Genomic DNA, 26,710 nt, shown 5'->3' with positions numbered 1-26,710 from the left:
CTATGAAAACTTGACAGATACGCATTATGCACAAGGATAGCAATAGAACAATAAATATGATATGATAATTAAGATAAAAGCGTGAAAGTATTAGGAGGAAAAATCCTTGTATAACACATTAATGACTTTATTCTTAATTGATTGCGTTGTATTAATTGCTTGTGTAATGATGCAGCCAGCAAAAAACGATAATGATGCAATGTCAGCTTTGACAGGTGGTGCAGGTGACTTATTCTCACGTCGTAAAGCGCGGGGATTTGAAGCTGTTATGCAGATTGTTACAACAATTTGTGGAGCACTCTTCTTTATTCTGGCATTAGCGATGATTTACGTTTCATCACATTAAATTTAAAGTGCCTCCTGAAATTATTGTGATTCCAGGGGGCTTTTTTGACGCTACGGTTGGAGTGCAGGGGATGATGTAGTGATAACGTATACTGGTGAGTCTTTTTTCTTTCCCCATAGTGGACGGCATGGAGTTATTTTGCTTCATGCATATACAGGAAATACGAATGATGTTCGAATGCTGGGACGTCAGCTTAACTGGCAGGGATATACGGTTTTCGCACCGCTTTTGCATGGTCATGGTGGTGATCCGCAAAAGGTGCTGGAAAGCAATGGCCCAGATGATTGGTGGGATGATACCCGGATGGCAATTTTTCGTTTACGAGATGCCGGAGTTGATCAAATTGCAATTTTGGGGTTATCGCTTGGTGGTTTACTTGCAACAAGAGCTCTTGAGAATGATCCGCAATTATTAGGTGGTGGTGTTTTTGCATCCCCAATTACCACCTGGGGACAATCAAATGTTCCGGAATACTTCCCTAAAATTGCGGCAAAGTATTATCGTCAGCAAAAAATCAACCCATTAATTACTAAGGAAAAGGTTGCTAAATTGACTGAACGACTCCCCCAACAACTAGCACAAATTCAAACAATGGCGCATCAAATTTGTGACCAATTAGATCAGATTCATCAGCCATTCTTTATTGCACAAGGAGGCGCAGATGAAATGATTGATCCAGCGTCTGGACTGCAATTAAAAACAAAATTACAGGAGAATGGGGTTGCAGTTGATTACCATTACTACCCAACCGCTACTCACTTATTAACAGTTAATACCGCTCATCGTCAACTATTTGCCGATGTAGAAAAATATTTACAAAATTTATTCGAGGTGTCTTCTAATGACAACAAATAATTTAAAAGAAAAAATATTAACACATTTAACAGATAATGCAGGTGTGAGTTACTCAGCAGAAAAACTTGCTCATCAATTAGGGATGGATGATGCTGAGCAGTTTACACCGATCGTTCAATCTCTTGCTCAATTGGAAAGAGAGAAAAAGGTTCAAGTAACTGATCATGGTGAATTCGAAGCAGTTATTAAACAGCAACCACTTATTGGAACTTTCCACGGAAACGATAAGGGGTTCGGTTTTGTAGACTATGACCCTGATCTTCCAGACATGTATATTAATCCTGATCATACTTTGCATGCATTAAATGGGGACCAGGTAGAAGTTAAAATATTACGTCCAGCAAAAGCAGGTAGTGATCAGGGTCCAGAAGGTCAAGTAACCCGGATTGTTGAACATAAATATGAAAATGTAGTTGGTGAATTTAAGCAAGCGACTATCGGCGATGATTACATTGGTGAAATTTTGCTTAAAGATAAGAAATTATCGCAGTATCATTTCTATGTAACGGACAAGGGATTAAAACCACTTGACGGCCAAGTAGTAACAGCTACTGTTGAGACTTATCCTAGTGATGAGGCACCGGAAGTAATGACGGGTGCCGTTACTGAAGTGATTGGTGATAAGGATGAGCCGGGTATTGATATTATGTCAGTAATCTATGCTCACGACGTCCCTCATGAATTCCCTAAAGAAGTGATGGAACAAGCTAATAAGATTCCGCTTCATGTTCTCCCAGAAGAAAAAAAGGGTCGGGTGGATATTACTGACCAACCGCTTGTTACCATTGATGCAATTGAATCAAAAGACTTGGATGATGCGGTGGTAGCTTGGAAGATGGATAATGGGCACTACCACCTTGGGGTTCATATTGCGGATGTTACTCACTATGTAAAGCCAGGTACACCGCTTGATCAAGAAGCATTTAAGCGTGGTACATCTGTTTATCTAACTGATCGGGTAGTTCCAATGCTTCCTAAGCGGCTTTCTAATGGAATTTGCTCTTTAAATCCTAATGAAGAACGTCTTGCTATGAGTTGCGAAATGGAAATTGATGAGCAAGGGAAAATTGTTAATCACCGAATCTTCCAAAGTGTTATGAAATCACATGCCCGAATGACTTATAAAGCAGTTAATAAGATTCTGGAGTCGCATGATGCTAAAACGATGAGGCAATATGAAGATCTCGTTCCAATGTTTGAAACAATGGGGGAGATTCACAAATTACTGCTTAAGAATCGGAAAAAACGTGGTGCTATTGACTTTGAAGCTCCTGAAGCAAAGATTATTGTGGATGAAAAGGGTCACCCAACTGATATTCAACTACGAGATCGGGGACTTTCTGAACGGATGATTGAATCCTTTATGTTAGCTGCTAATGAAACAGTTGCTGAACACTACTTTAAGGAACACGTTCCATTCCTTTACCGGATCCATGAAACACCAGATAGTGAACGTATTAAATCATTTGTGGACTTTTTAGCTGTGTTTGGAATTGAGGTTCATGGTGATATTAAGAATGTTAAACCAGGGATGCTTCAAAAAGTATTGAAGGATGTGGCTGGTACTCCTGAAGAGCAAATGGTTCAAGTGATGATGTTACGTAGTATGCAACAAGCTAAATACTCGGATGAAGAGCTAGGTCACTTTGGCTTAGGCGCTAAATACTACACTCACTTTACTTCACCAATTCGGCGATACCCTGATGATACGGTTCACCGTTTGATTAAGTGGTACGAAGAACATGGTAAAAACGAACCAGCTAAGGACCATTGGCGTGATAAGCTTCCAGAAATTGCTGAACATACTTCGGTTACCGAACGGCGGGGAATTGATACCGAACGTGATGTTGATAGTATGAAGAAAGCCGAATACATGGAAGACCATGTTGGCGAAACCTTTGATGCCGTCGTAAGTTCAGTGATGAAGTTTGGTTTGTTCGTCGAATTGCCAAATACAGTTGAAGGGTTAGTTCATATTAGCGTCATGAATGATGATTATTATGAATATTCAGAAAAACACATGGCCTTAATTGGACGAAACTCTCATCGAATTTTCCAAATGGGACAACCTATTAAGGTTAAGTTAGTTCGGGCAGATAAAGATCTTCGTGAAGTTGATTTTGAAATTGTTAACCCTGAAGAAGCACCAAAGACAAAGATTCGGGTCCCACGTAATGATGAATATCGGGGTCGAGGTCGTGGCCGCAAAGGACGTGCCAATAATAATTCCCGTCATGAGAACACTAGCGGTAATCATTACCGTAATACTCAAGGAAAATGGCGTCGAACTCACCAAGAAAATGGTCGTCAAAATAATCGTCAAATAAATCGGGGACAAACTCGTCACCACAATAATTCACGTGATCATGAAGGCGTTCGTCGCCACCATTAAGAGCGGGGAGGGATATCATGGCAAAAAAATCCCATCAAGAAAATAATGACAATTTAATTGCACAAAATAAAAAGGCACGTCATGATTATTTTGTCACGGATACTGTTGAAGCAGGATTAGTTTTAACGGGGACGGAGATAAAATCTGTTCGTGCTCACCGGGTGAATTTGAAAGATGGATTTGCCCAAGTTCGTAACGGTGAAGCTTGGTTAATGAATGTGCATATTAGTGAGTATGATAATGGGACTTACTTCAATCAAGATCCATTAAGAAATCGCAAGTTGCTATTGCACAAAAAGGAAATCAATAAGCTTGTAGGAGCCTTACAGGATAAGGGAGTTACGCTTATTCCCTTGAAAATGTATATTAAACACGGCTATGCAAAAGTTTTATTAGGACTAGCCAAAGGTAAACACCAGTACGATAAACGTGAAGCAATTAAGCGTCGTGAACAAAACCGTGAAATTGAACGAGTTATGAAACATTATTAAAGTGAAAAGCCTAGGTGANNTCACCTAGGCTTTTCACTTTAAAATCTATTTGTTTCTGCGTTCTTTACAGTTAAAGTTTAACTGATTGCTAATTGAAAATGACATGCTGGTATTAAGATTAGGGGAACGTTTTATCAACCGTGCTAATAATGGTTCCTGTTCGCTTCGTCGAGCCCAATGGTTGAGAATACTAGCGATTAGAATTGCTAGAGGTTCATCTTCTTTTTTATTTATTTTTAATTCATGACAATATCCACTTGATAGTTTAACAGGTTGAATTGAAAAAACTAAGTGACTACCGGAAAAAACACGGTAGCGGCTTGCTAATGGTGAACCAACAACGATCCAGTTAATACCGCGAATATAAATAACCTGTTGAACAAACCCAAGACCTTTTCCGATTGTTCCAACGCGTTGCCGATTAACATATAACGCGAATTTGGGTAACAGTCCAAGAGTTAATTGCTTCACTTCAGCTAATAAGGCTCCATCAATTGCATATAATGATAGGACATCGTACCTCATTCCCCATTTACCGACAAGAAGATAGCACGATTTACCATTCTTATCGCGAATGACGGTCGTTCCATGTAAATCACTTGAACGATCGCGAATATATAATTGTCGCACTTTGCCACCACCATTCTTTGATAATCTACCTTTTATTTTACCAGCTTCTTAGCAAATTTGGTGAAGAAACTTCTAAGTTAAAAAACGCTTCCAATTTATCCCATGATGATGTTTAATTATGCTAAAATAATAGGCGAGGTGCTAATAATCGTGAAACAATTAATTCATAACGACTGGTGGGAAGTTTTAAAGCCCCAGTTTGAAAGTGCATATTATGCGCAATTGCATAATTTCCTAAAAGAAGAATATACCCATCAAACGATCTATCCAGAAATGCATCATATTTTCGAAGCATTTGAATGGACTCCTTTTAGTAAGGTTAAAGTTGTTATCCTTGGTCAAGATCCTTATCATGGACCAAACCAAGCTCATGGGTGTAGTTTTTCAGTACTGCCTGGGGTACCGGTCCCGCCTTCATTACAGAATATTTACAAAGAATTGCAAAGTGATTTAGGTTGTACACCGGTAAATCACGGCTATTTGAAGAAATGGGCTGATCAAGGTGTCCTGTTGTTAAATTCGGTTTTGACAGTACGAGCAGGGCAAGCATATTCTCACCGTGGACATGGCTGGGAGCAATTAACAGATGCGGCGATTCATGCTTTATCTGAACGTCCTAAACCAGTGGTGTTCATCTTGTGGGGACGAGCTGCTCGAAATAAGAAACAGTTAATTAATACGAAGACAAATATCGTTCTTGAATCAGCTCACCCGAGTCCATTATCTGCTAACCGTGGATTCTTTGGGTCTCGACCATTTTCTAAAACAAACGAAGCACTTCAGGCAATGGGAGAACAGCCAATTGATTGGCAACTGCCTGCCGAACCAAATTATCGTTAAAGATGTGATTGTTAGTCACAACTTTAAAATGTTTAATGACCATAAGGAGGTACTTGCATTATGGAATTATTTGATGAGATTGCTGCAAAGATTAAGGGACAAAACAAGACAATTGTTTTCCCTGAAGGTGAAGATAAGCGGATTTTAGGAGCTGCTGTCCGTTTAAAGAAAGATAATTTAGTAGAGCCAATTTTACTTGGTGATGAAGAAGCGATTAAAGAAGTTGCAAGTAAAAACGGTTTTGATCTCGCTGGCCTTCAAATTATCGATCCAGCAACTTATCCAGAAGACGATAAGCAAGCAATATTTGACTCATTAATGGAACGGCGCAAAGGGAAGAATACTCCTGAAGAAATTCAAAAGATGCTTGAAGATGTGAGCTACTTTGGAACGATGCTTGTTTACATGGGAAAGGCTGATGGAATGGTTTCTGGTGCTGTTCATTCAACTGGGGCAACTGTTCGGCCTGCATTACAAATCATTAAGACTAAGCCTGGTGCCCATCGAATTAGTGGGGCTTTCCTCATGATTAAAGGCGATCAACGTTATATCTTTGCTGACTGTGCAATTAATATTGAATTGGATGCGCCAACAATGGCTGAAGTGGCAATTCAAAGTGCAGAAACAGCTCGCTTATTTGAAATTGATCCTAAGGTTGCGCTTCTTAGTTTTTCAACTAAGGGTTCTGCTAAGGGCGAAATGGTTACCAAGGTTGCGGATGCTGCTAAGCTAGTTCATGAATTGGATCCCGACTTACCAGCTGATGGTGAACTACAATTTGATGCTGCTGTTGTTCCATCAGTAGGTGAACTTAAAGCCCCTGATTCAAAAGTTGCTGGTCATGCCAATGTCTTTATTTTCCCAAGTCTGGAAGCAGGTAATATTGGTTACAAGATTGCGCAACGATTTGGCGGGTTTACAGCAGTTGGTCCTATTCTTCAAGGACTTAACGCACCGATTGCAGACCTTTCACGGGGATGTAGTGAAGATGATGCTTATAAGGTTGCAATGATTACCGCAGCACAAGCATTGTAAATATTGATAGAGGGAGTGGGACTAAAAACTCGCAAGCGAGTTTAGTCCCACTTCCTTTGCTTTTTAAACATGAGATGGGTACAATAAGGCTAGTATTTTAAACTTGGAGAGAGTACTATGGAGAGCTTAACGTTAACGAATCGTGACGCAACAATTGCCCTTGGAAAGAAAATTGGTCAGCAATTAGTTGCCGGGGATGTGCTAGTCTTAGACGGTGATTTAGGAGCAGGCAAGACTACTTTTACCAAGGGATTGGCTGCAGGGTTAGAAATTCCTGATATCATTAAAAGTCCTACTTTTACAATTATTCATGAATATCAAGATGGCCGTCTCCCCTTATATCATATGGATGCATATCGCTTAGAAAATGGGGGAGCAGAAGATCTCGGACTTGAAGAATACTTTGATGGTGATGGAGTTTCAGTTGTTGAATGGGCTGAATTTGTTGAAGATGAATTGCCAGCTGACTTTTTAGCTATCCACTTCAAGCGAACAGATGATGATAATACTCGTGTTCTGGAATTTGAACCTCATGGACAGCATTTTGACCAAATTGTAAAAAGCGTGGTGGAATAATGGCAGATGACATTTCGATAAAGCTAGCAACGAGTGAGGATGCCGGGGCTGTTTTGCAATTTTTACGGGTAACTGCAACTGAAAGTGACGCGGTATTAGTTCCGCATCTAAATGAGATTAGTGAAAAGACAGAAGCAAAAAATATCGATTTAATAAATCAATTTGATGATTGTGTTATTTTACTTGCGATGCTCGGCGAAGAGATTGTGGGGATGGTTACTGTAATGGTATTAGATCATCAACCGACAACCGGTGAATTAGGAGTCGTGGTACGGAAAAAGTATTGGCGAAACGGAATCGGTCGCTTATTAGTCGATGAAGCAGAATATTGGTTTAATACTTATAGTAGTTTAGAAAATTTGGTCCTGACAGTTTTTGAGGATAATATTCCGGCAATTAATCTTTATCAGCAATTACACTTTGTTACAATAGGAAAAACAGTTGAGCAGGGTCGTAATGTCCTGCAAATGCAATACGATAATAAAAAAGAGGAAACAATGGAAAAGTAAGCCATCATTTCCTCTTTCTTTGTACATATGTTTATTTTTTATGTAGGACTTGCATAATGTTTCGCCAGAAGGATCCCTTTGTTTGCTGCTTACTAACGTCTTGCGTTACCTCTACACATCCAAGGTATTTATTTTGATCATCACGTAAGGCATAAAAGGCAATATTTACAGGTTGACCATGATGCTTGATCATAATGCTAATTGAATCGCGGTCTCCGCTATGCATATCATGGAGGACTTGCTTAACATGGCCTTGACTATGCCCGGGATGAACCTCAAGCACATGTTTACCTAAGTCTGCATTCGTTCGCTTGAATAAACGATGCCGATTAGCTGATGACCAGCGAATGATATCATTTTCATCAATGAAATCGAATTCTACGGGGATGGTTTCAAAAATAGTATTAAGTTGTTCAATACTTAATTTTCCACCTTTAAGATTAATATCTGTCATGATTCTCTCCTTTAGCCGATTAAATTAATAAAGGGCTGAATCTGTTGCGGGGTAAAATGCTTGCTTTGATAAAGCAGAATGTTAGCGCAAGCCTGAGCATCATCAAGAGCATTATGGTGGTGATGAAGGTCGATATTTAACGCGTCACAAACAGTATTAAGTTTATAATTTGTTAGTCCTGGAATCAACTGGCGGCTTGAAGCAACAGTATCGAGTGTCTGGTAGGCGGGGACTTCGATATCGTAATGTTCTAACGTATTCTTTAAAACACTATTATCAAATCGATTATTATGGGCAATAACTAATTTATCAGGAGTGTAGAATTGGTTGATATGTTCCCATACTTCTGGAAAATCAGGCGCATTTTGGACGTCACGTTCGTGGATGCCATGAATCTGTGTATTACGCCAAAAGAATTTAGTATGAGGATTAATTAGGGTGTAAAATTCGTCGGCAATTTGTCCATTCCGAACGATTGTGAGTGCGAGCGAACATGCACTGTAACGCTTGCCATTAGCAGTCTCAAAGTCCATTGCTATAAAATTCATCATACATCCTCCTTGCAAAAGTCGATAATTTTATTTTACAATCAACTAATCATTTTTCAAAACTTTTACTTTTGAAAAATGATACAATAGCTCTTGAAAGTAAATACAAAAAAGGAAGAAATAGAGAATGGCTAATTTGATGAACGAATTTCCTGATATTGAAATTAAACAAGATGAACCATTAATGAATTACACCTATACTAAAACAGGAGGTCCAGCTGACTGGTTGGCTTTTCCCGAAACGATTGACCAGGTAAAAGAATTGGTTGATTATGTTCGTGAGCATGAAATGGGCTTAACGGTTTTAGGAAACGCCAGTAATTTGATTGTTGGCGATGGCGGTATAGATGATTTAACAATTATTCTTACGCGGCTTAATAAAATTGAAGTTCATGATAATAAGGTAACTGCACAGGCAGGGGCATCTTATATTGCAACAACCGAGGCAGCTCGTGATAGTGAACTTACTGGATTAGAATTTGCTGCTGGTATTCCAGGCAGTATTGGTGGGGCTGTCTTCATGAATGCCGGTGCATATGGTGGTGAAACTAAAAATGTTGTTTCTGAGGCAACCGTAATGCTGCCTGATGGAACAATTAAACACCTTACTAATGAAGAATTGGACTTCGGTTATCGGCATAGCAGTATTCAAGATAATAATGGCGTCGTGTTAGATGCTACGTTTGCTTTGGAACCGGGTAAGTATGATGATATCAAAGCAAGGATGGATGACCTAAATGAACGGCGAGAGGCTAAGCAGCCATTAGATCTCCCATCTTGTGGAAGTGTCTTTAAACGGCCAGAAGGATATTATGCCGGAAAGCTGATTCATGATGCTGGATTGCAAGGTTATACTTCAGGTGGAGCACAAGTTTCGACTAAGCATGCTGGCTTTATCGTTAATATTGACCATGGAACCGCAGCAGACTACGTAAATGTTATCCATCATGTCCAAAAGACAGTTAAAGAAAAATTTGGTGTTGATCTTGAAACCGAAGTAAGGATTATCGGTCGGCAAGATTAAAAATATAAAGTGGAAGTTTATTAAAGGATTATTAATAAGCTTGCACTTTTATTATTTTAAAGATAGTGAAGTAATGAATGAATTTAACTTAATAGTTAGGTGCCGTTAAAAAGCGAAAAAGTAATTTGATTGATCTTATTATTTGTTAATTGTGAAAAAATCTCACAAATTACTCATTGAAAAATTATTATTATGGATAAAAAGCGATTTCAAAGGATTTTGAAGTATACCGATTCACTGGCTGATAAAAATAGCTTTGTAATCACTTTCAAAATATGATAGGATATTTAAGTCTCATTTTTTGAAAAAAATTCACAAAGTAAGGAGTATATTTATGAGGTATATTTATGAGCAATAATGTAGTTGTTTTAGGAAGTATTAACGTTGATACTACTTATCACGTTGATCGCTTCCCTCAACCTGGTGAAACCATTTCAGCAGTAAGTAAGAGTTCTGCTCCTGGTGGTAAGGGTGCCAATCAAGCAGTTGCAGCAGCCCGCTCTGGTGTCAAGACGGCCTTTATTGGAGCAGTTGGTTCTGATAAAGAAGGAGCTTACATGCTTGAATCATTGGCTGATGATCATATTGATACACGCCACATCATGATTGATGAGTTACACGGTACTGGTAGTGCTGCGATTACTTTAGATGCTAATGGTCAAAATGACATTATGGTATATGGCGGTGCCAACCAAGCAATGACCACTGATGTTCTTAACGGCATTGATGATGTTTTAGAAGATGCTGACTTTTTAATTAGTCAATTTGAAACACCACAAGAAGTTGCTTTAGATGCATTTAAGCAAGCTAAAAAACATGGTGTTACTACTCTTTTAAATCCAGCACCAGCTCATGAGATTTTACCTGAATTATTAAAATATACAGATGTTATCACTCCCAATGAAAGTGAATGCGCCTTATTAACAGGTATTGAAATTACTGATGAAGAATCAATGTTAAAGAGTGCTGATTACTTCCGTGAACGGGGAGTTAAACACCTTTTAATTACTTTAGGCTCAAAAGGAGTATTTTACTCCACACCTACAGCTCATGGATTAGTTCCAGCATTTAAGGTTAAGGCAGTTGATACTACAGCAGCTGGTGATACATTCCTTGGGGCATTAAGTTCACAATTAGAAAAGGACTTATCAAATGTTGACAAGGCACTTGTCTACGCACAACGAGCATCTAGTTTGACTGTTCAACAAATGGGAGCAATGCCTTCTATTCCAAACCATGATGCGGTTATAAAAGCATTAGCAGAAAATTAAGGAGTACTATCATGAAGAAAACAGGGATTATTAATTCAGAAGTTTCAGCTGTCGTGGCTAATATGGGACATATGGATTGGTTATCAATTGGTGATGCAGGAATGCCCGTTCCATTTGGTACTAAGAAGATTGATTTGGCTGTTGATAAGGAATTGCCAAGCTTTATGGACGTATTGAATAATGTTCTTAAGGAAATGAAGGTTCAAAAGATTTACTTAGCTGAGGAAATCAAGGACCAAAATCCAGAACAACTTGAAAATATTAAGAAGGCATTACCAGATGTTGAGGTTGCATTTATGCCTCACAGTGAGCTTAAGAAGAGTCTTGCCAAGACACATGCCTTCATTCGGACAGGGGAAATGACGCCATACTCAAACATTATCCTTGAATCAGGAGTAACATTTTAATATTAGGGGTTAGTTTTTATGGAAAATGAAGTAAAAAAAGAGAATGGACAAAGTTGGGTTCAACTTTCAGACGGTTATTTAAGTCGGACACCAATGTTCCAATTTGTTATTTTATGTTTAATCTTCCCGTTATGGGGGGGCAGCGGCCAGTCTTAATGATATTTTGATTACACAATTTAAGACGGTTTTCACCTTAAATGATACTGCAACAGCCTTTGTTCAAAGTGCCTTTTACGGTGGTTATTTCTTAATGGCAATTCCAGCTTCAATTCTTATTAAGAAGACATCATATAAGTTAGCAATTCTTATTGGGCTATTATTTTATATTATTGGTTGTGGAATGTTTTTCCCAGCTTCACATGTTGCTACTTATAGTATGTTTTTAGTTGCTATTTTTGCTATTGCTATTGGTTTGAGTTTTCTTGAAACTAGTTGTGATACATATGCAACGATGTTTGGGCCAAAAGAAACTGCTAACAAACGGTTAAATGTTGCTAATGTTTTGATTCCTCTTGGTGATATCATGGGAATCGTTCTTGGTAAGTACCTTATTTTCGGTGAAGGTGGAAATATTGCCGACAAGGTTGCTAAGATGTCAAAATCTGAGGCAGAAGCTTACAATGAACACTTGCTTCAATTGACTTTGCAACCTTATAAGTATATTTTGATTGTTTTAATCATCATCTTTATCGTTTTGGCAGTTACTAAGATGCCTCGCGCTAAGACCTTCTCAACTGGTTCTGAAACTAAAGAAGACCAACCATCACTTGGCGAAACTTTCAACTACTTATTCCACAATAAGCGGTACATGAAAGGGGTTCTCTGTCAGTTTATTTATGCTGGTATGCAAACGACTGTATGGTCATTCACTATTCGGTTAGCATTACGCCTTGATTCTCATATTTCTGATGCAGCTGCTTCAACTTTCATGATCTACAGTTACATCGCTTGGTTCTTTGGTAAGTTAGTTGCAAACTGGTTCCTTGACCGTTACTCAATTACTAAGGTATTGACTTGGTTCTCATTGCTTGGAACACTTTCATTGGTAATTACCTTTACTGTTCCTAACATCACAGCGGTAATTGCGGCAATCGCAACTAGTTTCTTCTTTGGACCAGAATGGCCAACGATCTATGCTCATACTCTTGATCAAATTCATGAAAAGAAGTACACCGAAACTGGTGGTGCATTTATCGTTATGTCCTTAATTGGTGGGGCAATTGTTCCAACAATTCAAGGACAGGTATCAGACTTAACTGGTTCAATGCAGTTATCATTCATTGTCCCAGCAATTTGTTTCGCACTTATCACTATTTACTTCTGGACTGAGCACCGTTGGGAAAAGGCTCATCCAAATGAAGTGCAAGAACACTAAAATTTCCCAGGAAATAATTTAATATTAAAGGCCCAGCGGTTATTTAATCAGCTGAGCCTTTATTTATTTCCAAAACTTTAAAGTAATTTTTTCTAGATTAGGCTAAATACGAAATGAAATGATATAATATGAACGTGATTTAGAGGATGGTGAATGCGATGCAATTTATAATTTCGCTTCTAACATGGCAGAATCTGATTCACTTAATTGATATCTTAGTAATTTGGTTTTTAATCTACGAGTTATTAATGTTGATTCGTGGTACAAGAGCTGTCCAACTATTTCGCGGTATTTTGATCATTATTTTGGTTAAGATTGTTAGTTGGTATGTTGGGTTAAGTACTGTTTCGTGGGTGATGGACCAGATTATCAACTGGGGTGTTATTGCAATTGTTATTATCTTCCAGCCAGAGATTCGGCGCGGACTGGAACACCTTGGTCGAGGAACTTTCTTTACTCATAATCAAACAGCAAATGAGAAAGAAGAAGATATGATTAAGCAATTAGACCAAGCGATTCAGTACATGTCAAAGCGAAGAATTGGTGCTTTAATGAGTATTCAAATGAAGACTGGTCTAGAAGAGTATATTGAAACAGGTATTCCACTCGATGCTGATATTTCAGGGGCATTACTTATTAATACTTTTATTCCTAATACGCCCTTGCATGATGGAGCAGTGATTATAAAAAATAATCGGATTGCAGTAGCGGCTGCTTATCTTCCTTTGTCTGATAGTAAATTGATTCCTAAAGAATTAGGGACACGACATCGGGCTGCTGTCGGAATTAGTGAAGTGACAGATGCATTGACAATTGTTATTTCAGAAGAAACCGGCGAAGTTTCAATTACGAAAGATAATGAATTAATTCGAAACATGTCGCGAGATGAATACCTAAAGTTCTTACGTGCTCAGTTGTATACGCATGAGCCTCAACACGAAAACTTGGTAACAGAACTTTATGCTAAGTTTCAACGTAAAGGAGGTGGCCGTCATGGGCAAGGACACTAAAGGCTTCTTTCGCCGGAAATGGTTTTTGAGAATTATTTCGTTAATCCTAGCACTCTTTCTATTCATGTATGTAAATGGGAGCAAAAGCGGCTTCCTTCGTCAAAATACTCGGAATAATAACCAGAGTAGTGCTTTAATGTCGAATAAATCCGTTACCCTTCGAATGCCCCTTGATGTGACAATTGATAATAATAAGTATATTGTCAGCGGGTATCCTCAATATGTTAAGGTTAAGGTAACCGGTCCTTCCGCATTGGTTACAACTACCTCTAATACTCAAAATTTTAAGGTGTATGCGGATTTGTCTGACTTGACTCCTGGTAAACACCGAGTAAAGTTAAAAACGAGTGGGTTAAATTCAGAATTAACTTCTAAAATTGAGCCACAATATATTAATGTTAATATTCAACCACGCAAGACGATTACAATGAAAGTAACTATTCGTTTGAGTACTAGAGATTTGGATAATGGCTATAAGCTTGGACGTCCACATAGTGATATTCAGACTGTCCAAGTTACTGGTTCACGAGATGAAGTTAATAAAGTAAATCGAATTGTTGCTTTTGTAGCAATTCCGCACGATGCAAAGGATAATATTGCACGACAGGTAACACTACAAGCAATTGATCGGAATGGTCAAACACTTAATGTTGTGATTTCACCAACTACTACTAATGTTTCTATTCCTATTTCTGCGGGTTCACAAAGCAGCAGTTCAAATGATAGTTCATCAAGTAGTAGTGGTAGTGAAGAGAGTGAAGAAGCAAAGAGTAATTCAAGAGCAACATCGCGAAATGACTCTTCAGATTCTTCATCTGAAACATCCCAATCTTCAAGTAGTATAAGCAATAAAGATTCAAGTTCAAGTAGTCGAAATCAATAATAAAGATACACATAGAGGAGAAGTGAAATGAAGTTAAAATATTTTGGAACTGATGGAGTTCGTGGAGTTGCAAATCAAGATTTAAGTCCAGAATTGGCGTTCCGTGTTGGTCGCGCAGGTGGATATGTCCTTACTCGGCACTCAGAACGAAAACAACCTCAAGTATTAGTTGCTCGTGACACACGAATTTCTGGTGAAATGCTAGAAAATGCTTTGATCGCTGGATTATTGTCCGTTGGTATTGAAGTTCTACGACTAGGCGTAGTAACTACTCCTGGGGTTGCTTACCTTGTTCGGGCACAAGAAGCTGATGCTGGAGTTATGATTACTGCTAGTCATAACCCAATTAAATATAACGGGATTAAATATTTTGGTGGTAATGGATTTAAATTATCAGATGAATTGGAATATGAAATTGAACAATTACTAGATGCTGAAGAAGATACGTTGCCACGACCATCTGATGCAGGCTTAGGAACAGTTGCTGATTATCATGAGGGAGCATTAAAGTACACTTCATTCTTGGAACAAACTGTTTCAAATGATCTTGAAGGATTAAAAGTGGTAGTTGATGCTGCTAATGGTGCAACAAGCGGCTTCATCTCTAATCTTTTTGCTGATATGAATGTTGACTTTATTCCAATTAATGATCAACCAGATGGCTTAAATACTAACCTAAATTGTGGATCAACTCACCCAGAGAGCCTCCAAAAAGCAGTTGTGGAAAATGATGCTGATCTTGGAGTAGCATTTGATGGGGATGGTGACCGTTGTATTGCTGTTGATAATGAGGGAAATATTGTTGACGGTGATAAGATTATGTATATCTGTGGTAAGTACATGGATAAGAAGGGATTACTTAAGAAAGATACAGTAGTTACAACTGTGATGAGTAATCTGGGAATGTACAAAGCTTTAGAAGCACACAACTTAAAGAGTGTTAAGACTAAGGTTGGTGACCGGTATGTTGTTGAGGAAATGCTGAAAAATGGTTATAACCTTGGTGGTGAACAATCAGGACATATTATTTTCTTAGATCACAATACAACTGGGGATGGAATGCTTACCGCACTGCAACTCTTGTCTGTAGTTAAAGACTCTGGGAAGACACTCGCTGAATTGGCAAATGATGTAACAACTTATCCACAAGAGTTATTGAATATTAAGGTAGCAGATAAAACTACTGCAATGGAAAATCAAAAATTAAAGGAAATTATTGCGCAAGTCGAGAAGGAAATGAACGGCGACGGACGGGTTCTTGTTCGTCCTAGTGGAACTGAACCTCTTTTGCGCATTATGGCTGAAGCAGCTACGCCAGAATTAGTTCATGAATACGTTGAACGGATCGGTGATGTTGCCCGCGCGGAATTAGAAGTAGAATAACTTGAGAAGTGAAAAAGCGAGGCTGGAAGAAAATTTATTCTTCTAGTCTCGCTTTTTAATCTTTTAATAAATTTTAAATCATATAGACCAATCTAATAAAATAATTGACAAGATAATCTAAAAACTGTACTATACAATACAGTTGATTAGATTTAGTGATAATCACTAGTTATCTATACCAATTTTATTTAAAGGATGGAATTTAATTATGTGTGGAATTGTTGGAGTTACAGGAACTGACAAGAGTTTGTCAATTCTAATTGATGGATTAAAGCGTCTTGAATATCGTGGATATGACTCTGCAGGAGTTTATGTTAATGATCAACAAGGACATGATTACCTTGTGAAGCGGCCAGGTCGGATTGCTAATCTAGAAGCGGCTCTTGGAGAAGAAGTCCATGGTTTAGCCGGTATTGGTCATACCCGGTGGGCTACTCATGGTGAACCAAACGAAGCCAATGCTCACCCTCAATACTCTCAAGACGAACGGTTCTACTTAGTTCATAACGGTGTAATTGAAAATTATGCTGACTTAAAGAAAGAATACTTATCTGACGTTAAATTTGTTAGTCAAACTGATACAGAAGTAATTGTTCAATTAGTTGATAAATTTGTAGTTGAATCTGGAATGTCAACAGAAGCAGCCCTTCTTAAGGTTCTTCGTTTAATCAGCCCAGATTCTTCATATGCATTTGTATTGATGGATAAAGAACAACCAGATACATTATTTGTTGCTAAAAATAAGAGTCCATTACTAGTCGGTATTGCTGATGGTTACAACATGGTTGGTTCTGATGCAATGTCAATGATTAAGGAAACTAATACCTTTATGGAAATCGGTGACCACGAGTTGGTAATCGTTAAGCCAGATCACGTTACTGTTAAAGACTTTGATGGTAATGAGATTGATCGGCCAACATTTAAGGTTGATATGGATGCTAATGCCGCAGATAAGGGTGCTTACCCATACTACATGTTAAAGGAAATTGACGAGCAACCAGCTGTTATGCGGAAGTTAGTTCAAGAATACTTTGGTGACAATGATGTAGCACAGATTAATGAAGAGATGTTAAAAGATATGGCAGATGCTGACCACCTTTACATCGTTGGTGCCGGTACAAGTTATCATGCTGGTTTAGTAGGTGCGCGCATTTTTGAAAAACTTTGTGGAATTCCTACATCTGTTCACATTTCATCAGAATTTGCTTATGAGCAACCACTCCTTTCTAAGAAGCCGTTCTTTATCTTCTTAAGTCAAAGTGGTGAAACAGCTGATAGTCGGGAAGTACTGGTTAATGTTAATAAGCATAACTGGCCAAGCTTAACAATTACTAATGTTGACAAGTCAACGCTTTCTCGTGAAGCTACTTACACTGAATTACTTTACGCTGGTCCAGAAATTGCCGTGGCTTCAACAAAAGCCTATACTGCCCAAATTGCTGTCGAAGCTATTCTTGCTCAAGCATTAGGCGTTTACATGGATAAGCAAGCAGCTAAAGACTTTGATGTAAAGCATCAATTAGGATTAGTTGCTAATGGTATGCAATCAATTACTGATAGCAAAAAGAAAGTCGAAGAAATTGCTTCTCGTTATCTCTCTAAATCTCCAAGCGCCTTCTACGTTGGTCGGGGAATGGATTGGTCAGTATCACTTGAAGCTGCTTTGAAGTTAAAGGAAATTTCATACGTTCAAGCGGAAGGCTTTGCATCTGGTGAATTAAAGCATGGAACAATTGCTTTAATTGAAGATCAGACTCCAGTGATTGGAATCATTACCCAAGATCGGACTGCTGGTTTAACACGGAGTAACCTTGAAGAAACGCAAGCTCGCGGGGCGAATGCAATTACAATTGTTTCACGGCACCTTGCAAAAGAAGACGATACATTCGTTCTTCCCGATGTCGATGAAGTGTTGACGCCACTTCTTAGTGTAATTCCGGCCCAATTATTGGCTTACTACACTAGTCTTGGTAAGGGACTTGATGTTGATAAACCACGTAACCTCGCAAAGTCTGTTACAGTTCAATAAAATTATAAAGGAAGTTAGAAACGTTTTAGTTGGTTTCCTAACTTCTTTTTATTTTTAAAGTAATTTGATATTTTCTTTAAATTTGTTTAATAAAAGGGTTGACTTGCATTTATGGAAACGCTATCATAATAGTTGCAAGGTATAAAGTAATTACCTTCTAATCAATTCTCTTTCTCTCTTATGCCGATCATCGTCTTTTAGACGGTGATTTTTTTATTTAAACTCGCTATAATGATAAGGGTTGAAAGGGGAAGAACAACGTGGAAGAACAACACGAAACGTTAACATTAATTGAGGAAATTACCCGTAATGACGGCTCAAAATATTATGAAATTGGTAATATGGTTCAAAATGGTCGTGCAGAATTAGCAGCTGAACGGAATTTTATTAAAGAGGTTCGTATTTTAGAACTAAATATCCCTCATTCTAAAAATGTTATTAAATATGAACACTTTATAAATACTCACTATAAGATGCAAACCGAAGCAATGGATCATTGGGAAGAATGGAAACGCCCCCCAGAGATTGAAGAGGTTGTTCAAACGATCTTAAAAGAAAATCATATTGGGTAAATCAGGAAGCTGAATTATTTGGTAGTACTAAAAATGGATATAAAAATGTGGAGGTTAGGCAATGAAGCCAAATTTTAATCCATCACAGGGGATGAAGTCGCACTATTTCGTTACAGGGATAGACGGCTTACGAACATTAGCTGTCTTAGGAGTTATTATTTACCACCTATTGCCCAATGTTTTGATGGGTGGTTATTTAGGAGTGCCACTTTTTCTATTAGTCTCTGGATATTTTGTAACCTATCAATTTAGTCGGCAGCTTAAATATGGTGGTCATATTAATTTAGGGCATTTCTATCTAAAGAGATTTCGGAGACTATATCCGACATTAATTGCGATGCTAATTTTAACGACAGCGTATATTACATTATTTGCGCGAGAATTACTCCATAACATTCGGGCGGTAATCGTTACTAATTTAACGTGGGTATATAATTGGTGGGAAATAAGTCACGGGCAGTCCTACTTTGATCAATTTGGTGGCGTTTCACCTTTTACCCATCTTTGGACATTAGGGGTTGAAGCACAATTTTATCTTCTGTGGCCCCTGATTATTACGTTGTTATTTGTGGTTTTTAAGAAGCTACAGAATGTGCGGCGGGTAGTTTTTATATTGGCTGTATTGTCAGCAATAGAAATGGCTGTTCTTTACGACCCAGCAAATATCAATCGAGTTTATTATGGAACTGATACTCGGGCCTTTTCTCTTTTGCTTGGCTCATGGTTAGGGCTTGCGTGGCCATTAAATCGACTTCGACCTAATTTACAGGCAAATAGTCGCCGTTTACTTAATACTATAGGAATTATTGCAACAGTATTGACCATTGTTGGCTTTTTCTCATTGAATGGACAGTCATCTTTTACTTACCGCGGGGGAATGTTTCTCTATAGTTTTATTGGAATGATATTAATGGCTACTATCATTCACCCAGGTGCGGGGATGAACAAGTGGTTTACAAATCCGGTTTTTCATTGGGTTGGGCAGCGTTCTTATGGGATTTATGTTTATCAATATCCCGTTATGGTCTTTTATGAACGATTGATCAATGTCGGCAATCATCCACTTCTCAATGCATTCGTGGAAATTATTATTATTTTAGTAGTAAGTGAAGTTTCTTACCGGTTAATTGAACGCCCATTTGCCCAGTATCAGTGGTCAAAATTACCAGCTGATCTTCAGCATGTGTTAGAAACGCATCATTTTAGTTGGCAAAGCGGGGCTAACATGATGGTAAGTGCATTAGTTGTTGTTATTGCATTTATCGGTTTTTGCCAGCCAAACCGTGCACCAAAGAAAACAGCGGTTCAGCAACGGATAGAGCAAAATCATCAGGCTGCTGAAGAACACAATAAGAAGATTGCAAAGGGTGATAATGTTGCAGAAGCTAGTGGTAATACTTCTAAGCTTCAGAAACAGTATGATTTAACTCCGGCGCAAATAAAAGCAGCGCAGAAGTTAAAGGTAACGGCCATCGGTGATTCGGTGATGGCTGATGCCGCAGATAGTATTCAGAAATTAATGCCGAATGCCTATGTTGATGCACAAGTTGGACGTCAAGGTTCTGCCGCTCCTGATGTTATCAAACAATTAAAGGCAGATGGGCATTTAAACAAGATTGTTATCTTAAATTTGGGAACAAACGGTCCGATGACTCAAGATACGTTGGATGATATTTTAAGTGCAATTGGCTCTGGACACCAAATCTATTGGGTAACTGCCCATGTTCCAACAAAGCCATGGCAGCAAACAGTTAATAATGAAATTAAAGATTTAGCCAAGAAGCATAAGAATATCCATGTGGTCGATTGGAATAAGGCAAGTCAAGGGCACTCTGATTGGTTTGCAAGTGACAATGTACATATGGGACCAAGCGGAAATGATCATTTTGCACGGTTAATTGCAAAGGGGATCTTGACAAAAAAATAGGAGGTTAGTAATGACACACGAAGATCAATTATTAGACAAAGCTATCAATATTTACTTAACAGGATTAAAGGGCATCGAAAGCTTTATTTCCGAACCAGCGAGTGAATATAATTTATCTTTTGAACAATTCTTGATTTTACGAAAAATAATTAACCATCCTAATATCAAACTAATGGATATTGCCGAGCAACGGCAAGTAACAAGGAGTGCCGTCTCTCGCCAATTAAAAGTTCTTTTTCAACAAAAATATGTTGAACAAAAAGCTGATCCAGCCGATCGACGGCGAATGTTCTTAGTTGCAACAAAAAAAGGCAAAGATGCTGAAAGTGAGATTTGGCAAAGGATTAATCACCGCTTTGCCAATTGGGTTCAGATTTATGGTGAAGATCGTGCTGATCAGTTTTTAACACTTTTTGAAGACTTTAATCAACAAATAATTCAGGGGAATATCCGAAAGAAGGAATAAGAAAATGATTAAGATGGTTGCGCTAGACCTAGATAATACGCTTTTAAATAGTAATAAAGAAATTAGTCAACGTAATGAACATGTCCTAAAGCAATTACATCAAGAGGGAATTAAGGTAGTGCTTTGTACTGGCCGCCCAATCAATGCAATTTGGCCATATATTGAACAGCTTGGTTTAACTGATTCAGATGATTACACAGTTACGTTTAATGGCGGATTAGTTATTAATAATGAATCACGTGAACATCTTTTTGAATTAGGGATGAAAAAGAGTGATTTACTGCCACTATTTTCTTATGTTAAACGAAAAAAGATTCCCCTCAATGTTTTAGACTTTGAACGGGTATACGAATTAAATGATTATCCAGGATCTATTTATCGGACAGTGTTAAAGAATATTGAATTCCAATCTTTGCCAATGAGTGATATGCCGGAAAAAACTTATAGTAAAGCTGTAATGGCAATCACCCCTGAAAAATTGTCTACTATTATAGGAGAACTTCCAGCTAATCTTAAAGCGCAGTATCATGCAGTTCAATCCCAACCAATGATAATGGAATTTTTACCTAAAAAATTAAATAAGGCGGTTGGACTGAAGGCGCTACTAGATCATTTTGGGGATGATTTTAGTAATTTGATGACATTTGGGGATGCTGATAATGATCTTGAAATGATTGAAGCAGCTGCCCAAGGAATTGTAATGGAAAACGGGCTTCCTAACGTTAAAGCAGTGGCAACAGCAATTACAGATACAAATGATAATGACGGGGTTGCAAAGTATTGTGAACGTTATTTTGCAACACTTTTGTAATAAAGATTGTTATAAAAAGTAAAATAAAGAGTATTTTTGGCGCAAATATGAATTTTTTGCTAAAAAAATACTCTTTTTTATGTATAATTTAATGACTTTTCAATAAAAGTTATGGGACCCTAAAAGCTAACTAGTACAAGGACTTACAGATTTTATAATCATATTAATTGACAACTTATATTACAAAATATTACAAAAAGCCAACGGAGAGTAGTAAATAGAAATGGTGCTGTTACAGCTTAGTAATATTAAGAGTGTAATATATAGGGTGTTGAAACGGAAAAGATAATTTGCTAAATAATAAAGGATGGTTGTTTAATTTATGATTTCTAAGAAAAACTTTGCTAAAGTATCTGCTACTCTTGGTGCAGTGGCCTTAGGTGTTAGTGCAACGGCTACTGCTGCTAACGCCGACACTATTTACACCGTACAAAGTGGTGACACACTTTCAGGTATTTCTTACAAATTCGCAAAAGACAACAGTATGGTTAATGATCTTGCTAAGAAGAACAATATTCAAGATATTAACAAGATTTATGTTGGCCAAAAGTTAATCATCAAGAGCGATGGTGAAATTCAAGAATACAACGCTCAAAACGCAGCTAATGCAAACGTCGCTAATAACAATACTCAAGCTACTCAACAACAAGCTGCACAACCTCAACAAGCTCAAAGTCAAGCTAGCCAAAGCTATACTTCAAATGCTTCAGGTTCAGAAGCTGCTGCTAAGGCCTGGATTGCCGCTCGTGAATCTGGTGGTAACTACGGTGCTACTAACGGTCAATACATTGGTAAGTACCAATTATCAGCATCATACCTTAACGGTGACTACTCAGCAGCTAACCAAGAACGGGTTGCTGACCAATACGTTGCAAGTCGTTACGGTTCATGGCAAAATGCTCAGGCTCACTGGCAAGCTAATGGCTGGTACTAAAATTTAAACTAACAAGCAAAAGCGAGACTAAGAAGCTGATCTTCATAGTCTCGCTTTTTTGTACAAATGTGGTATAATAAGTATACCTCTTATGGGGATGTTTATGGATTCGACAGGTATAGGTCGAGTTTCAATTGCGTTTCGAAGGTTGCGTCTTCGTAAAAACGCTCAGTTTTAAATTATAACTGCAAACAATAATTCAAACTCTTACGCATACGCTGCCTAACAAGTAGCGCGCGTAGATCCATTCCGGGTTCGTCCATGATGCGGTAATGGGTTTTATAATTAGTGGACTACGCTTATTACTCCCGTTTGAAGTAATAAGAAGAGATTAATCAAGCTAGCTAACCATGGTTGCCCTGATCAACGGCGTTTTGGTTAGTGAAATCTAAATAGTTGAGATATGAACGTAGAGATTGAAATGGCGATATGCTTGGACACGGGTTCGACTCCCGTCATCTCCACTATATGCCTATAAGGACTGCCATTGGTTTATGGCAGTCTTTTTTAATGCTAAATATTAGGATAATTAGTGGGGTTTCATAAGAAGATATTCTCATGTAAAAATCAGTAAATAGAGTTCAGATAAAATATAAAGGAATGAATTAAATGGAAATATTAATGATTGAGGATAATCATTCTGTCTGTGAAATGATGGCAATGTTTTTTAAGAAAGAAAAATGGCACTATGAATTTGCTTATGATGGCGTGGAAGCAGAAGAAAAGTTTAACGCTGACCCTCATAAATGGGATATTATTTTGCTAGACCTCAATCTTCCTAAAAAGGATGGAATGCAGGTTGCAGCTGATATTCGACGGGTATCACCAACAGTTCCCTTAATTATGTTGACAGCCCGTGATACTGAAAGTGATCAGGTATTGGGATTGGAAATTGGTGCTGATGATTATGTAACCAAACCATTTAGTACAATTACTTTAATTGCGCGGATCAAGGCCCTTTATCGGCGAACACATTTAAACAAACTTGAGGATGTTCAAGATACTGATAGTGATGATACATTCGATATTCAAACAAAGAACTTTAAGATGAATACTAAGACAAGAGAAGTATTCTTATATGGAAAACCGGTCGGTGACTTGACACCGAAAGAATTTGACTTATTAAAGACGCTTGCCTCTAAACCACGTCAAGTATTCACCCGTTCACAACTTTTACAATTAGTATGGGATTATGAATATTATGGTGATGAGCGAACTGTTGATGCTCATATTAAAAAGTTACGGCAAAAGTTAGAAAATATTGGACCTCAAGTAATTAAGACTGTATGGGGGGTCGGCTATAAGTTTGATGACGAGGGTAACGACTAATGAAATTAATGTATCGGTTGATGCTTTCATTTTTTGCGATTATTTTGACGCTAATGGTGATTGTTAGTATTTCGTTTATCAATGTGACTAACAACACTATGTATCACAATACGTGGCAACAATTGAAAAGTTATTCTGATAGTTTAATTCAGGATTCTATTCGTTACAATATGGCAACCCAAAGTTTTGAAGGGTTTGCTACAGAATCATTAAATAGCAATGCCAATCTTTTAACACGGCAAAATGTTCACTTTGCAATTTATGATACAACTCACCGGAAAATCTTTGCCAGTAACGGCTTTGCTCCTAGTATGAGTAAAAGTGATTGGAAAAAGTTAAAAAAGGGAGAAACTGTTTGTACTAAACTAATTACTCCTAAAATTAATTCACGAGTATCAAAGGGTGTTTCTCCACGAATGACCGAAGTTTCACGACCATACTTCTATAAAGGAAAGATGATTGCGGTAGTTTCGATTGCAACTTTCGTCTCGACAATTGAGCAAAATATGCATCAAATAAAGATTAACTTAATAATGGCATTACTGACTGCTAGTCTTGTAACGCTTGCAGTTAGTTACTTCTTGGCACGGTCAATTACCAAACGAATTGATCGATTGCGGATGGCTACTCACCAAATTGCGCAAGGAAATTACAATGTTGAAGTGGACGATAATGGGCGTGATGAAGTGGCAGACCTTGGTCGGAGTTTTAACCAAATGACCGCTTCGTTACGTGAATCGCAACAAGAAATTCGCCGGCAAGAGGAGCGGAGACGCCAATTTATGGCCAATGCAGCCCATGAAATGCGGACGCCACTAACAACCATTAATGGAATTCTTGAAGGGTTACAGTATGATGCGATTCCAGAAGAGGATAAAAAGCATAGTATCCAGTTAATGCAAAATGATACGCGGCGTTTAATTCGCTTGGTTAATGATAATTTGGATTATGAAAAGATTCGCACTAACCAAATTGCGATGGAACGGAAAGTATTTGATGCGTCCGCAGTACTCGAAAATTTACGAGAGCAGTTAGCGAAAAAGGCAAAAGAGAAAAAGGATACTCTGCACTTAGATGTAGAAAAGCATTTACGGGTATATGCAGACTATGATCGGTTTGTACAGATTATGTTCAATATCATTCAAAACGCAATCCAATTCACTGATAACGGAATTATTGACATTCGAGGAAAACGTGTGGAAAAGGGAAGTCAATTTGAAGTTCAAGATAATGGAATTGGGATGACTCCTGAACAACTTGAAAATATCTGGGAACGATACTATAAAGCTGATCGTTCACGGATGAATACTAAGTACGGAGAATCTGGCTTAGGACTCGCAATTGTGCGGCGGTTAGTTCTTCTTCATGGCGGAAAAATTGACGTAAAAAGTCAGTATGGTAAGGGGACGACATTTACAATCTTTTTCCCTGATCGTGAATACGCTCCGCATAATATTCAACCTACAAATAATAAAGACAAAAAGTAAGCCAATAATTTGAGCGAGACGCTTTAACTGTGATAATAAAGCGTTTCTTTTTTGTAGACCAATTTTTATAATCTAAAGAAATTTAAAGAAAGCGCTTGTGAAAGCGTTTACCATATGATACACTTATATCTCGTAATAATATTACGGATTGATAGGAGAGAATTTTTTATGAACTACTTACTTGCTTTAATCCCTGCGATTGGTTGGGGAATTATGCCGCTGATCACTGGTAAGATCGGTGGTTCAACGATTAACCAAATGTTTGGTATTGGTGCCGGTGCTACGATTGTTGGGTTGGTTGCGTTTATTATCGGTCATCCAACTGTTACAACGACTGGATTCTGGTTCTCAGTACTGTGTGGGGCTTTGTGGACAATTGGTCAAATTGGACAATTCGTTTCATTTAAGCGGATGGGTGTTTCAAACACTATTCCACTATCGACAGTATTTCAATTAGTTGGTAACTCTTTGATTGGGGTTATTATCTTTGGAGAATGGCGTGGAGCACGTGCCCTTACTGTTGGATTTATCGCTTTAGCAATCGTTATTGTTGGGGCTTTGATGACCTCTGTCTCTGATGAAAGTACTGGGAAGAAGATTACTGTTCAAAACTTCTTCTTCTTACTTATTACTACAATTGGTTACTGGGTTTACTCAGCATTCCCCAAGATGCCAATGGTTGCTAATGATAGTTCTTTAGGAATTTTCCTTCCAGAAATGCTTGGTATTTTACTTGGATCTGTAATTTATGCTATTTGTTCAGGAAATATTGATTCCTTCAAGCAAAAGGAACAATACCTCAATATCTGGGGTGGTATTTCTTGGGGAATTGCGGCCTTAGCTTATATCTTTGCTGGACGGGCATTAGGAATTAATACGGCCTTTGTCTTCACGCAAATGAACGTTATCATTGCAACAATTGGTGGTATCTTAGTTCTTCATGAACACAAGACTCGGCGGGAAATGTCATTTACAATTGCCGGAATCATCTTTATTGTTGCCGGAAGTATTTTAACTATTTTTGCTTAAATTATATTAAAACTAAACTTAAAAAGAGGCTGGGAAAAAACTCCTAGTCCAAAATAAAAACCGGATGATGAATTTTTTGAACAATTCATCATCCGGT

26 protein-coding genes, 1 other RNA gene and 1 pseudogene are annotated in these 26,710 nt (G+C 38.0%); 25 read left to right on the top strand and 3 right to left on the bottom strand.

Translation table 11 applies throughout. The features are described 5' to 3' along the window. Positions 1-106 precede the first annotated feature (106 nt). From secG to smpB, 4 genes are all read left to right on the top strand, one after another. On the top strand, positions 107-346 hold the full coding sequence (gene secG, locus AACL61_RS01675) for a preprotein translocase subunit SecG (RefSeq protein ID WP_003667480.1): 240 nt from the start codon (positions 107-109) through the stop codon (positions 344-346). A gap of 78 nt (positions 347-424) precedes the next feature. Further along, positions 425-1,201 carry an alpha/beta hydrolase gene (locus AACL61_RS01670; protein ID WP_102816878.1) on the top strand — a complete coding sequence of 259 codons (777 nt, stop codon included), beginning with the start codon at positions 425-427 and terminating at the stop codon, positions 1,199-1,201. After that, the gene (rnr, locus tag AACL61_RS01665; RefSeq protein WP_273774771.1) at positions 1,188-3,593 is read left to right on the top strand and encodes a ribonuclease R; all 2,406 of its coding nucleotides are present in this window, start codon (positions 1,188-1,190) and stop codon (positions 3,591-3,593) included. The genes AACL61_RS01670 and rnr overlap by 14 nt, the downstream gene beginning before the upstream one ends. 17 nt (positions 3,594-3,610) lie before the next feature. Further along, complete coding sequence (smpB, locus tag AACL61_RS01660) at positions 3,611-4,084, top strand: SsrA-binding protein SmpB (protein ID WP_003666449.1); 474 nt, start codon at positions 3,611-3,613, stop codon at positions 4,082-4,084. 45 nt (positions 4,085-4,129) lie between these two features. On the opposite strand, the gene AACL61_RS01655 is transcribed toward smpB, so the two are convergent. Continuing rightward, positions 4,130-4,714 (bottom strand): LURP-one-related/scramblase family protein, encoded by a 585-nt coding sequence (locus tag AACL61_RS01655; protein ID WP_339110896.1) that lies wholly within the window; start codon positions 4,712-4,714, stop codon positions 4,130-4,132. A 150-nt stretch (positions 4,715-4,864) separates the two neighbouring features. On the opposite strand from AACL61_RS01655, the gene AACL61_RS01650 reads away from it, so the two are divergent. The 4 genes from AACL61_RS01650 (at position 4,865) to AACL61_RS01635 (ending at position 7,674) form a co-directional block, all read left to right on the top strand. Next, the gene (locus AACL61_RS01650; RefSeq protein WP_003676241.1) at positions 4,865-5,554 is read left to right on the top strand and encodes a uracil-DNA glycosylase; all 690 of its coding nucleotides are present in this window, start codon (positions 4,865-4,867) and stop codon (positions 5,552-5,554) included. 60 nt (positions 5,555-5,614) lie between these two features. Then, on the top strand, positions 5,615-6,589 hold the full coding sequence (gene pta, locus AACL61_RS01645) for a phosphate acetyltransferase (protein ID WP_339110895.1): 975 nt from the start codon (positions 5,615-5,617) through the stop codon (positions 6,587-6,589). A 117-nt stretch (positions 6,590-6,706) separates the two neighbouring features. Continuing rightward, positions 6,707-7,165 carry a tRNA (adenosine(37)-N6)-threonylcarbamoyltransferase complex ATPase subunit type 1 TsaE gene (gene tsaE, locus AACL61_RS01640; RefSeq protein ID WP_003676239.1) on the top strand — a complete coding sequence of 153 codons (459 nt, stop codon included), beginning with the start codon at positions 6,707-6,709 and terminating at the stop codon, positions 7,163-7,165. Next, a complete protein-coding gene (locus AACL61_RS01635) occupies positions 7,165-7,674 on the top strand; it encodes a GNAT family N-acetyltransferase (protein WP_003667486.1) in 510 nt (169 codons plus the stop codon). Before tsaE ends, AACL61_RS01635 begins: the two co-directional genes overlap by 1 nt. A 31-nt stretch (positions 7,675-7,705) precedes the next feature. Here the strand turns inward: AACL61_RS01635 and AACL61_RS01630 are convergent, their stop codons facing one another. Together AACL61_RS01630 and AACL61_RS01625 are read right to left on the bottom strand one after the other, a co-directional pair. Then, the gene (locus AACL61_RS01630; protein WP_019253908.1) at positions 7,706-8,128 is read right to left on the bottom strand and encodes a PAS domain-containing protein; all 423 of its coding nucleotides are present in this window, start codon (positions 8,126-8,128) and stop codon (positions 7,706-7,708) included. 11 nt (positions 8,129-8,139) lie between these two features. Beyond that, positions 8,140-8,679 carry a 3'-5' exonuclease gene (locus tag AACL61_RS01625; protein ID WP_078009114.1) on the bottom strand — a complete coding sequence of 180 codons (540 nt, stop codon included), beginning with the start codon at positions 8,677-8,679 and terminating at the stop codon, positions 8,140-8,142. A 124-nt stretch (positions 8,680-8,803) separates the two neighbouring features. On the opposite strand from AACL61_RS01625, the gene murB reads away from it, so the two are divergent. The 17 genes and pseudogenes from murB (at position 8,804) to AACL61_RS01540 (ending at position 26,613) form a co-directional block, all read left to right on the top strand. Then, the gene (gene murB, locus AACL61_RS01620; protein WP_003676233.1) at positions 8,804-9,700 is read left to right on the top strand and encodes a UDP-N-acetylmuramate dehydrogenase; all 897 of its coding nucleotides are present in this window, start codon (positions 8,804-8,806) and stop codon (positions 9,698-9,700) included. Positions 9,701-10,047: 347 nt separating this feature from the next. Then, positions 10,048-10,971: a ribokinase gene (gene rbsK / locus AACL61_RS01615; RefSeq protein WP_339110894.1), complete on the top strand. Its 924-nt coding sequence runs from the start codon at positions 10,048-10,050 to the stop codon at positions 10,969-10,971. Between the two features lie 11 nt (positions 10,972-10,982). After that, positions 10,983-11,378 carry a D-ribose pyranase gene (rbsD, locus tag AACL61_RS01610; protein WP_003666460.1) on the top strand — a complete coding sequence of 132 codons (396 nt, stop codon included), beginning with the start codon at positions 10,983-10,985 and terminating at the stop codon, positions 11,376-11,378. Between the two features lie 18 nt (positions 11,379-11,396). Next, positions 11,397-12,753 (top strand): annotated as a pseudogene (gene fucP / locus AACL61_RS01605) (L-fucose:H+ symporter permease). A 158-nt stretch (positions 12,754-12,911) separates the two neighbouring features. Further along, positions 12,912-13,763, top strand: coding sequence for a diadenylate cyclase CdaA (gene cdaA, locus AACL61_RS01600; protein WP_003666462.1), 852 nt, complete (start codon positions 12,912-12,914; stop codon positions 13,761-13,763). Further along, positions 13,747-14,646, top strand: coding sequence for a CdaR family protein (locus AACL61_RS01595; protein WP_003670420.1), 900 nt, complete (start codon positions 13,747-13,749; stop codon positions 14,644-14,646). Before cdaA ends, AACL61_RS01595 begins: the two co-directional genes overlap by 17 nt. Positions 14,647-14,673: 27 nt before the next feature. Continuing rightward, positions 14,674-16,029 carry a phosphoglucosamine mutase gene (gene glmM, locus AACL61_RS01590; RefSeq protein ID WP_065532675.1) on the top strand — a complete coding sequence of 452 codons (1,356 nt, stop codon included), beginning with the start codon at positions 14,674-14,676 and terminating at the stop codon, positions 16,027-16,029. Between the two features lie 208 nt (positions 16,030-16,237). After that, positions 16,238-18,058 carry a glutamine--fructose-6-phosphate transaminase (isomerizing) gene (gene glmS, locus AACL61_RS01585; RefSeq protein ID WP_339110893.1) on the top strand — a complete coding sequence of 607 codons (1,821 nt, stop codon included), beginning with the start codon at positions 16,238-16,240 and terminating at the stop codon, positions 18,056-18,058. A gap of 260 nt (positions 18,059-18,318) precedes the next feature. Beyond that, a complete protein-coding gene (locus AACL61_RS01580; protein WP_003670417.1) occupies positions 18,319-18,630 on the top strand; it encodes a hypothetical protein in 312 nt (103 codons plus the stop codon). A 61-nt stretch (positions 18,631-18,691) separates the two neighbouring features. Then, positions 18,692-20,557, top strand: coding sequence for an acyltransferase family protein (locus tag AACL61_RS01575; RefSeq protein WP_102816615.1), 1,866 nt, complete (start codon positions 18,692-18,694; stop codon positions 20,555-20,557). 10 nt (positions 20,558-20,567) lie between these two features. Further along, complete coding sequence (locus tag AACL61_RS01570; RefSeq protein ID WP_003670415.1) at positions 20,568-21,023, top strand: MarR family winged helix-turn-helix transcriptional regulator; 456 nt, start codon at positions 20,568-20,570, stop codon at positions 21,021-21,023. Between the two features lie 4 nt (positions 21,024-21,027). Further along, on the top strand, positions 21,028-21,834 hold the full coding sequence (locus tag AACL61_RS01565) for a Cof-type HAD-IIB family hydrolase (protein ID WP_102816614.1): 807 nt from the start codon (positions 21,028-21,030) through the stop codon (positions 21,832-21,834). Between the two features lie 322 nt (positions 21,835-22,156). Continuing rightward, the gene (gene apf, locus AACL61_RS01560) at positions 22,157-22,768 is read left to right on the top strand and encodes an aggregation-promoting factor (protein WP_035155145.1); all 612 of its coding nucleotides are present in this window, start codon (positions 22,157-22,159) and stop codon (positions 22,766-22,768) included. 93 nt (positions 22,769-22,861) lie between these two features. Continuing rightward, positions 22,862-23,235: a transfer-messenger RNA gene (gene ssrA / locus AACL61_RS01555) on the top strand. 142 nt (positions 23,236-23,377) lie between these two features. Further along, positions 23,378-24,097, top strand: coding sequence for a response regulator transcription factor (locus AACL61_RS01550; RefSeq protein WP_003670412.1), 720 nt, complete (start codon positions 23,378-23,380; stop codon positions 24,095-24,097). After that, positions 24,097-25,584 carry a sensor histidine kinase gene (locus AACL61_RS01545; RefSeq protein ID WP_339110892.1) on the top strand — a complete coding sequence of 496 codons (1,488 nt, stop codon included), beginning with the start codon at positions 24,097-24,099 and terminating at the stop codon, positions 25,582-25,584. Before AACL61_RS01550 ends, AACL61_RS01545 begins: the two co-directional genes overlap by 1 nt. A gap of 168 nt (positions 25,585-25,752) precedes the next feature. Then, positions 25,753-26,613 carry a GRP family sugar transporter gene (locus AACL61_RS01540; RefSeq protein ID WP_102816611.1) on the top strand — a complete coding sequence of 287 codons (861 nt, stop codon included), beginning with the start codon at positions 25,753-25,755 and terminating at the stop codon, positions 26,611-26,613. The last annotated feature ends 97 nt before the right edge of the window (positions 26,614-26,710 follow it).

Source organism: Limosilactobacillus reuteri subsp. porcinus (assembly GCF_036621895.1).
Lineage (GTDB): Bacteria > Bacillota > Bacilli > Lactobacillales > Lactobacillaceae > Limosilactobacillus > Limosilactobacillus reuteri_J.
Note: the sequence above shows the minus strand (reverse complement) of the source record. Positions and strands in the feature narration are given on the sequence as shown.

What these genes read in the sequence shown, in the direction of transcription:
- rnr (WP_273774771.1), top strand. Translation starts at nt 1,188, where the DNA reads ATGACAACAAATAATTTAAAAGAAAAAATATTAACACATTTAACAGAT.
- smpB (WP_003666449.1), top strand. Translation starts at nt 3,611, where the DNA reads ATGGCAAAAAAATCCCATCAAGAAAATAATGACAATTTAATTGCACAA.
- pta (WP_339110895.1), top strand. Translation starts at nt 5,615, where the DNA reads ATGGAATTATTTGATGAGATTGCTGCAAAGATTAAGGGACAAAACAAG.
- tsaE (WP_003676239.1), top strand. Translation starts at nt 6,707, where the DNA reads ATGGAGAGCTTAACGTTAACGAATCGTGACGCAACAATTGCCCTTGGA.
- AACL61_RS01635 (WP_003667486.1), top strand. Translation starts at nt 7,165, where the DNA reads ATGGCAGATGACATTTCGATAAAGCTAGCAACGAGTGAGGATGCCGGG.
- AACL61_RS01630 (WP_019253908.1), bottom strand. Translation starts at nt 8,128, where the DNA reads ATGACAGATATTAATCTTAAAGGTGGAAAATTAAGTATTGAACAACTT.
- AACL61_RS01625 (WP_078009114.1), bottom strand. Translation starts at nt 8,679, where the DNA reads ATGATGAATTTTATAGCAATGGACTTTGAGACTGCTAATGGCAAGCGT.
- murB (WP_003676233.1), top strand. Translation starts at nt 8,804, where the DNA reads ATGGCTAATTTGATGAACGAATTTCCTGATATTGAAATTAAACAAGAT.
- rbsK (WP_339110894.1), top strand. Translation starts at nt 10,048, where the DNA reads ATGAGCAATAATGTAGTTGTTTTAGGAAGTATTAACGTTGATACTACT.
- rbsD (WP_003666460.1), top strand. Translation starts at nt 10,983, where the DNA reads ATGAAGAAAACAGGGATTATTAATTCAGAAGTTTCAGCTGTCGTGGCT.
- cdaA (WP_003666462.1), top strand. Translation starts at nt 12,912, where the DNA reads ATGCAATTTATAATTTCGCTTCTAACATGGCAGAATCTGATTCACTTA.
- AACL61_RS01595 (WP_003670420.1), top strand. Translation starts at nt 13,747, where the DNA reads ATGGGCAAGGACACTAAAGGCTTCTTTCGCCGGAAATGGTTTTTGAGA.
- glmM (WP_065532675.1), top strand. Translation starts at nt 14,674, where the DNA reads ATGAAGTTAAAATATTTTGGAACTGATGGAGTTCGTGGAGTTGCAAAT.
- glmS (WP_339110893.1), top strand. Translation starts at nt 16,238, where the DNA reads ATGTGTGGAATTGTTGGAGTTACAGGAACTGACAAGAGTTTGTCAATT.
- AACL61_RS01575 (WP_102816615.1), top strand. Translation starts at nt 18,692, where the DNA reads ATGAAGCCAAATTTTAATCCATCACAGGGGATGAAGTCGCACTATTTC.
- AACL61_RS01570 (WP_003670415.1), top strand. Translation starts at nt 20,568, where the DNA reads ATGACACACGAAGATCAATTATTAGACAAAGCTATCAATATTTACTTA.
- AACL61_RS01565 (WP_102816614.1), top strand. Translation starts at nt 21,028, where the DNA reads ATGATTAAGATGGTTGCGCTAGACCTAGATAATACGCTTTTAAATAGT.
- apf (WP_035155145.1), top strand. Translation starts at nt 22,157, where the DNA reads ATGATTTCTAAGAAAAACTTTGCTAAAGTATCTGCTACTCTTGGTGCA.
- AACL61_RS01550 (WP_003670412.1), top strand. Translation starts at nt 23,378, where the DNA reads ATGGAAATATTAATGATTGAGGATAATCATTCTGTCTGTGAAATGATG.
- AACL61_RS01545 (WP_339110892.1), top strand. Translation starts at nt 24,097, where the DNA reads ATGAAATTAATGTATCGGTTGATGCTTTCATTTTTTGCGATTATTTTG.
- AACL61_RS01540 (WP_102816611.1), top strand. Translation starts at nt 25,753, where the DNA reads ATGAACTACTTACTTGCTTTAATCCCTGCGATTGGTTGGGGAATTATG.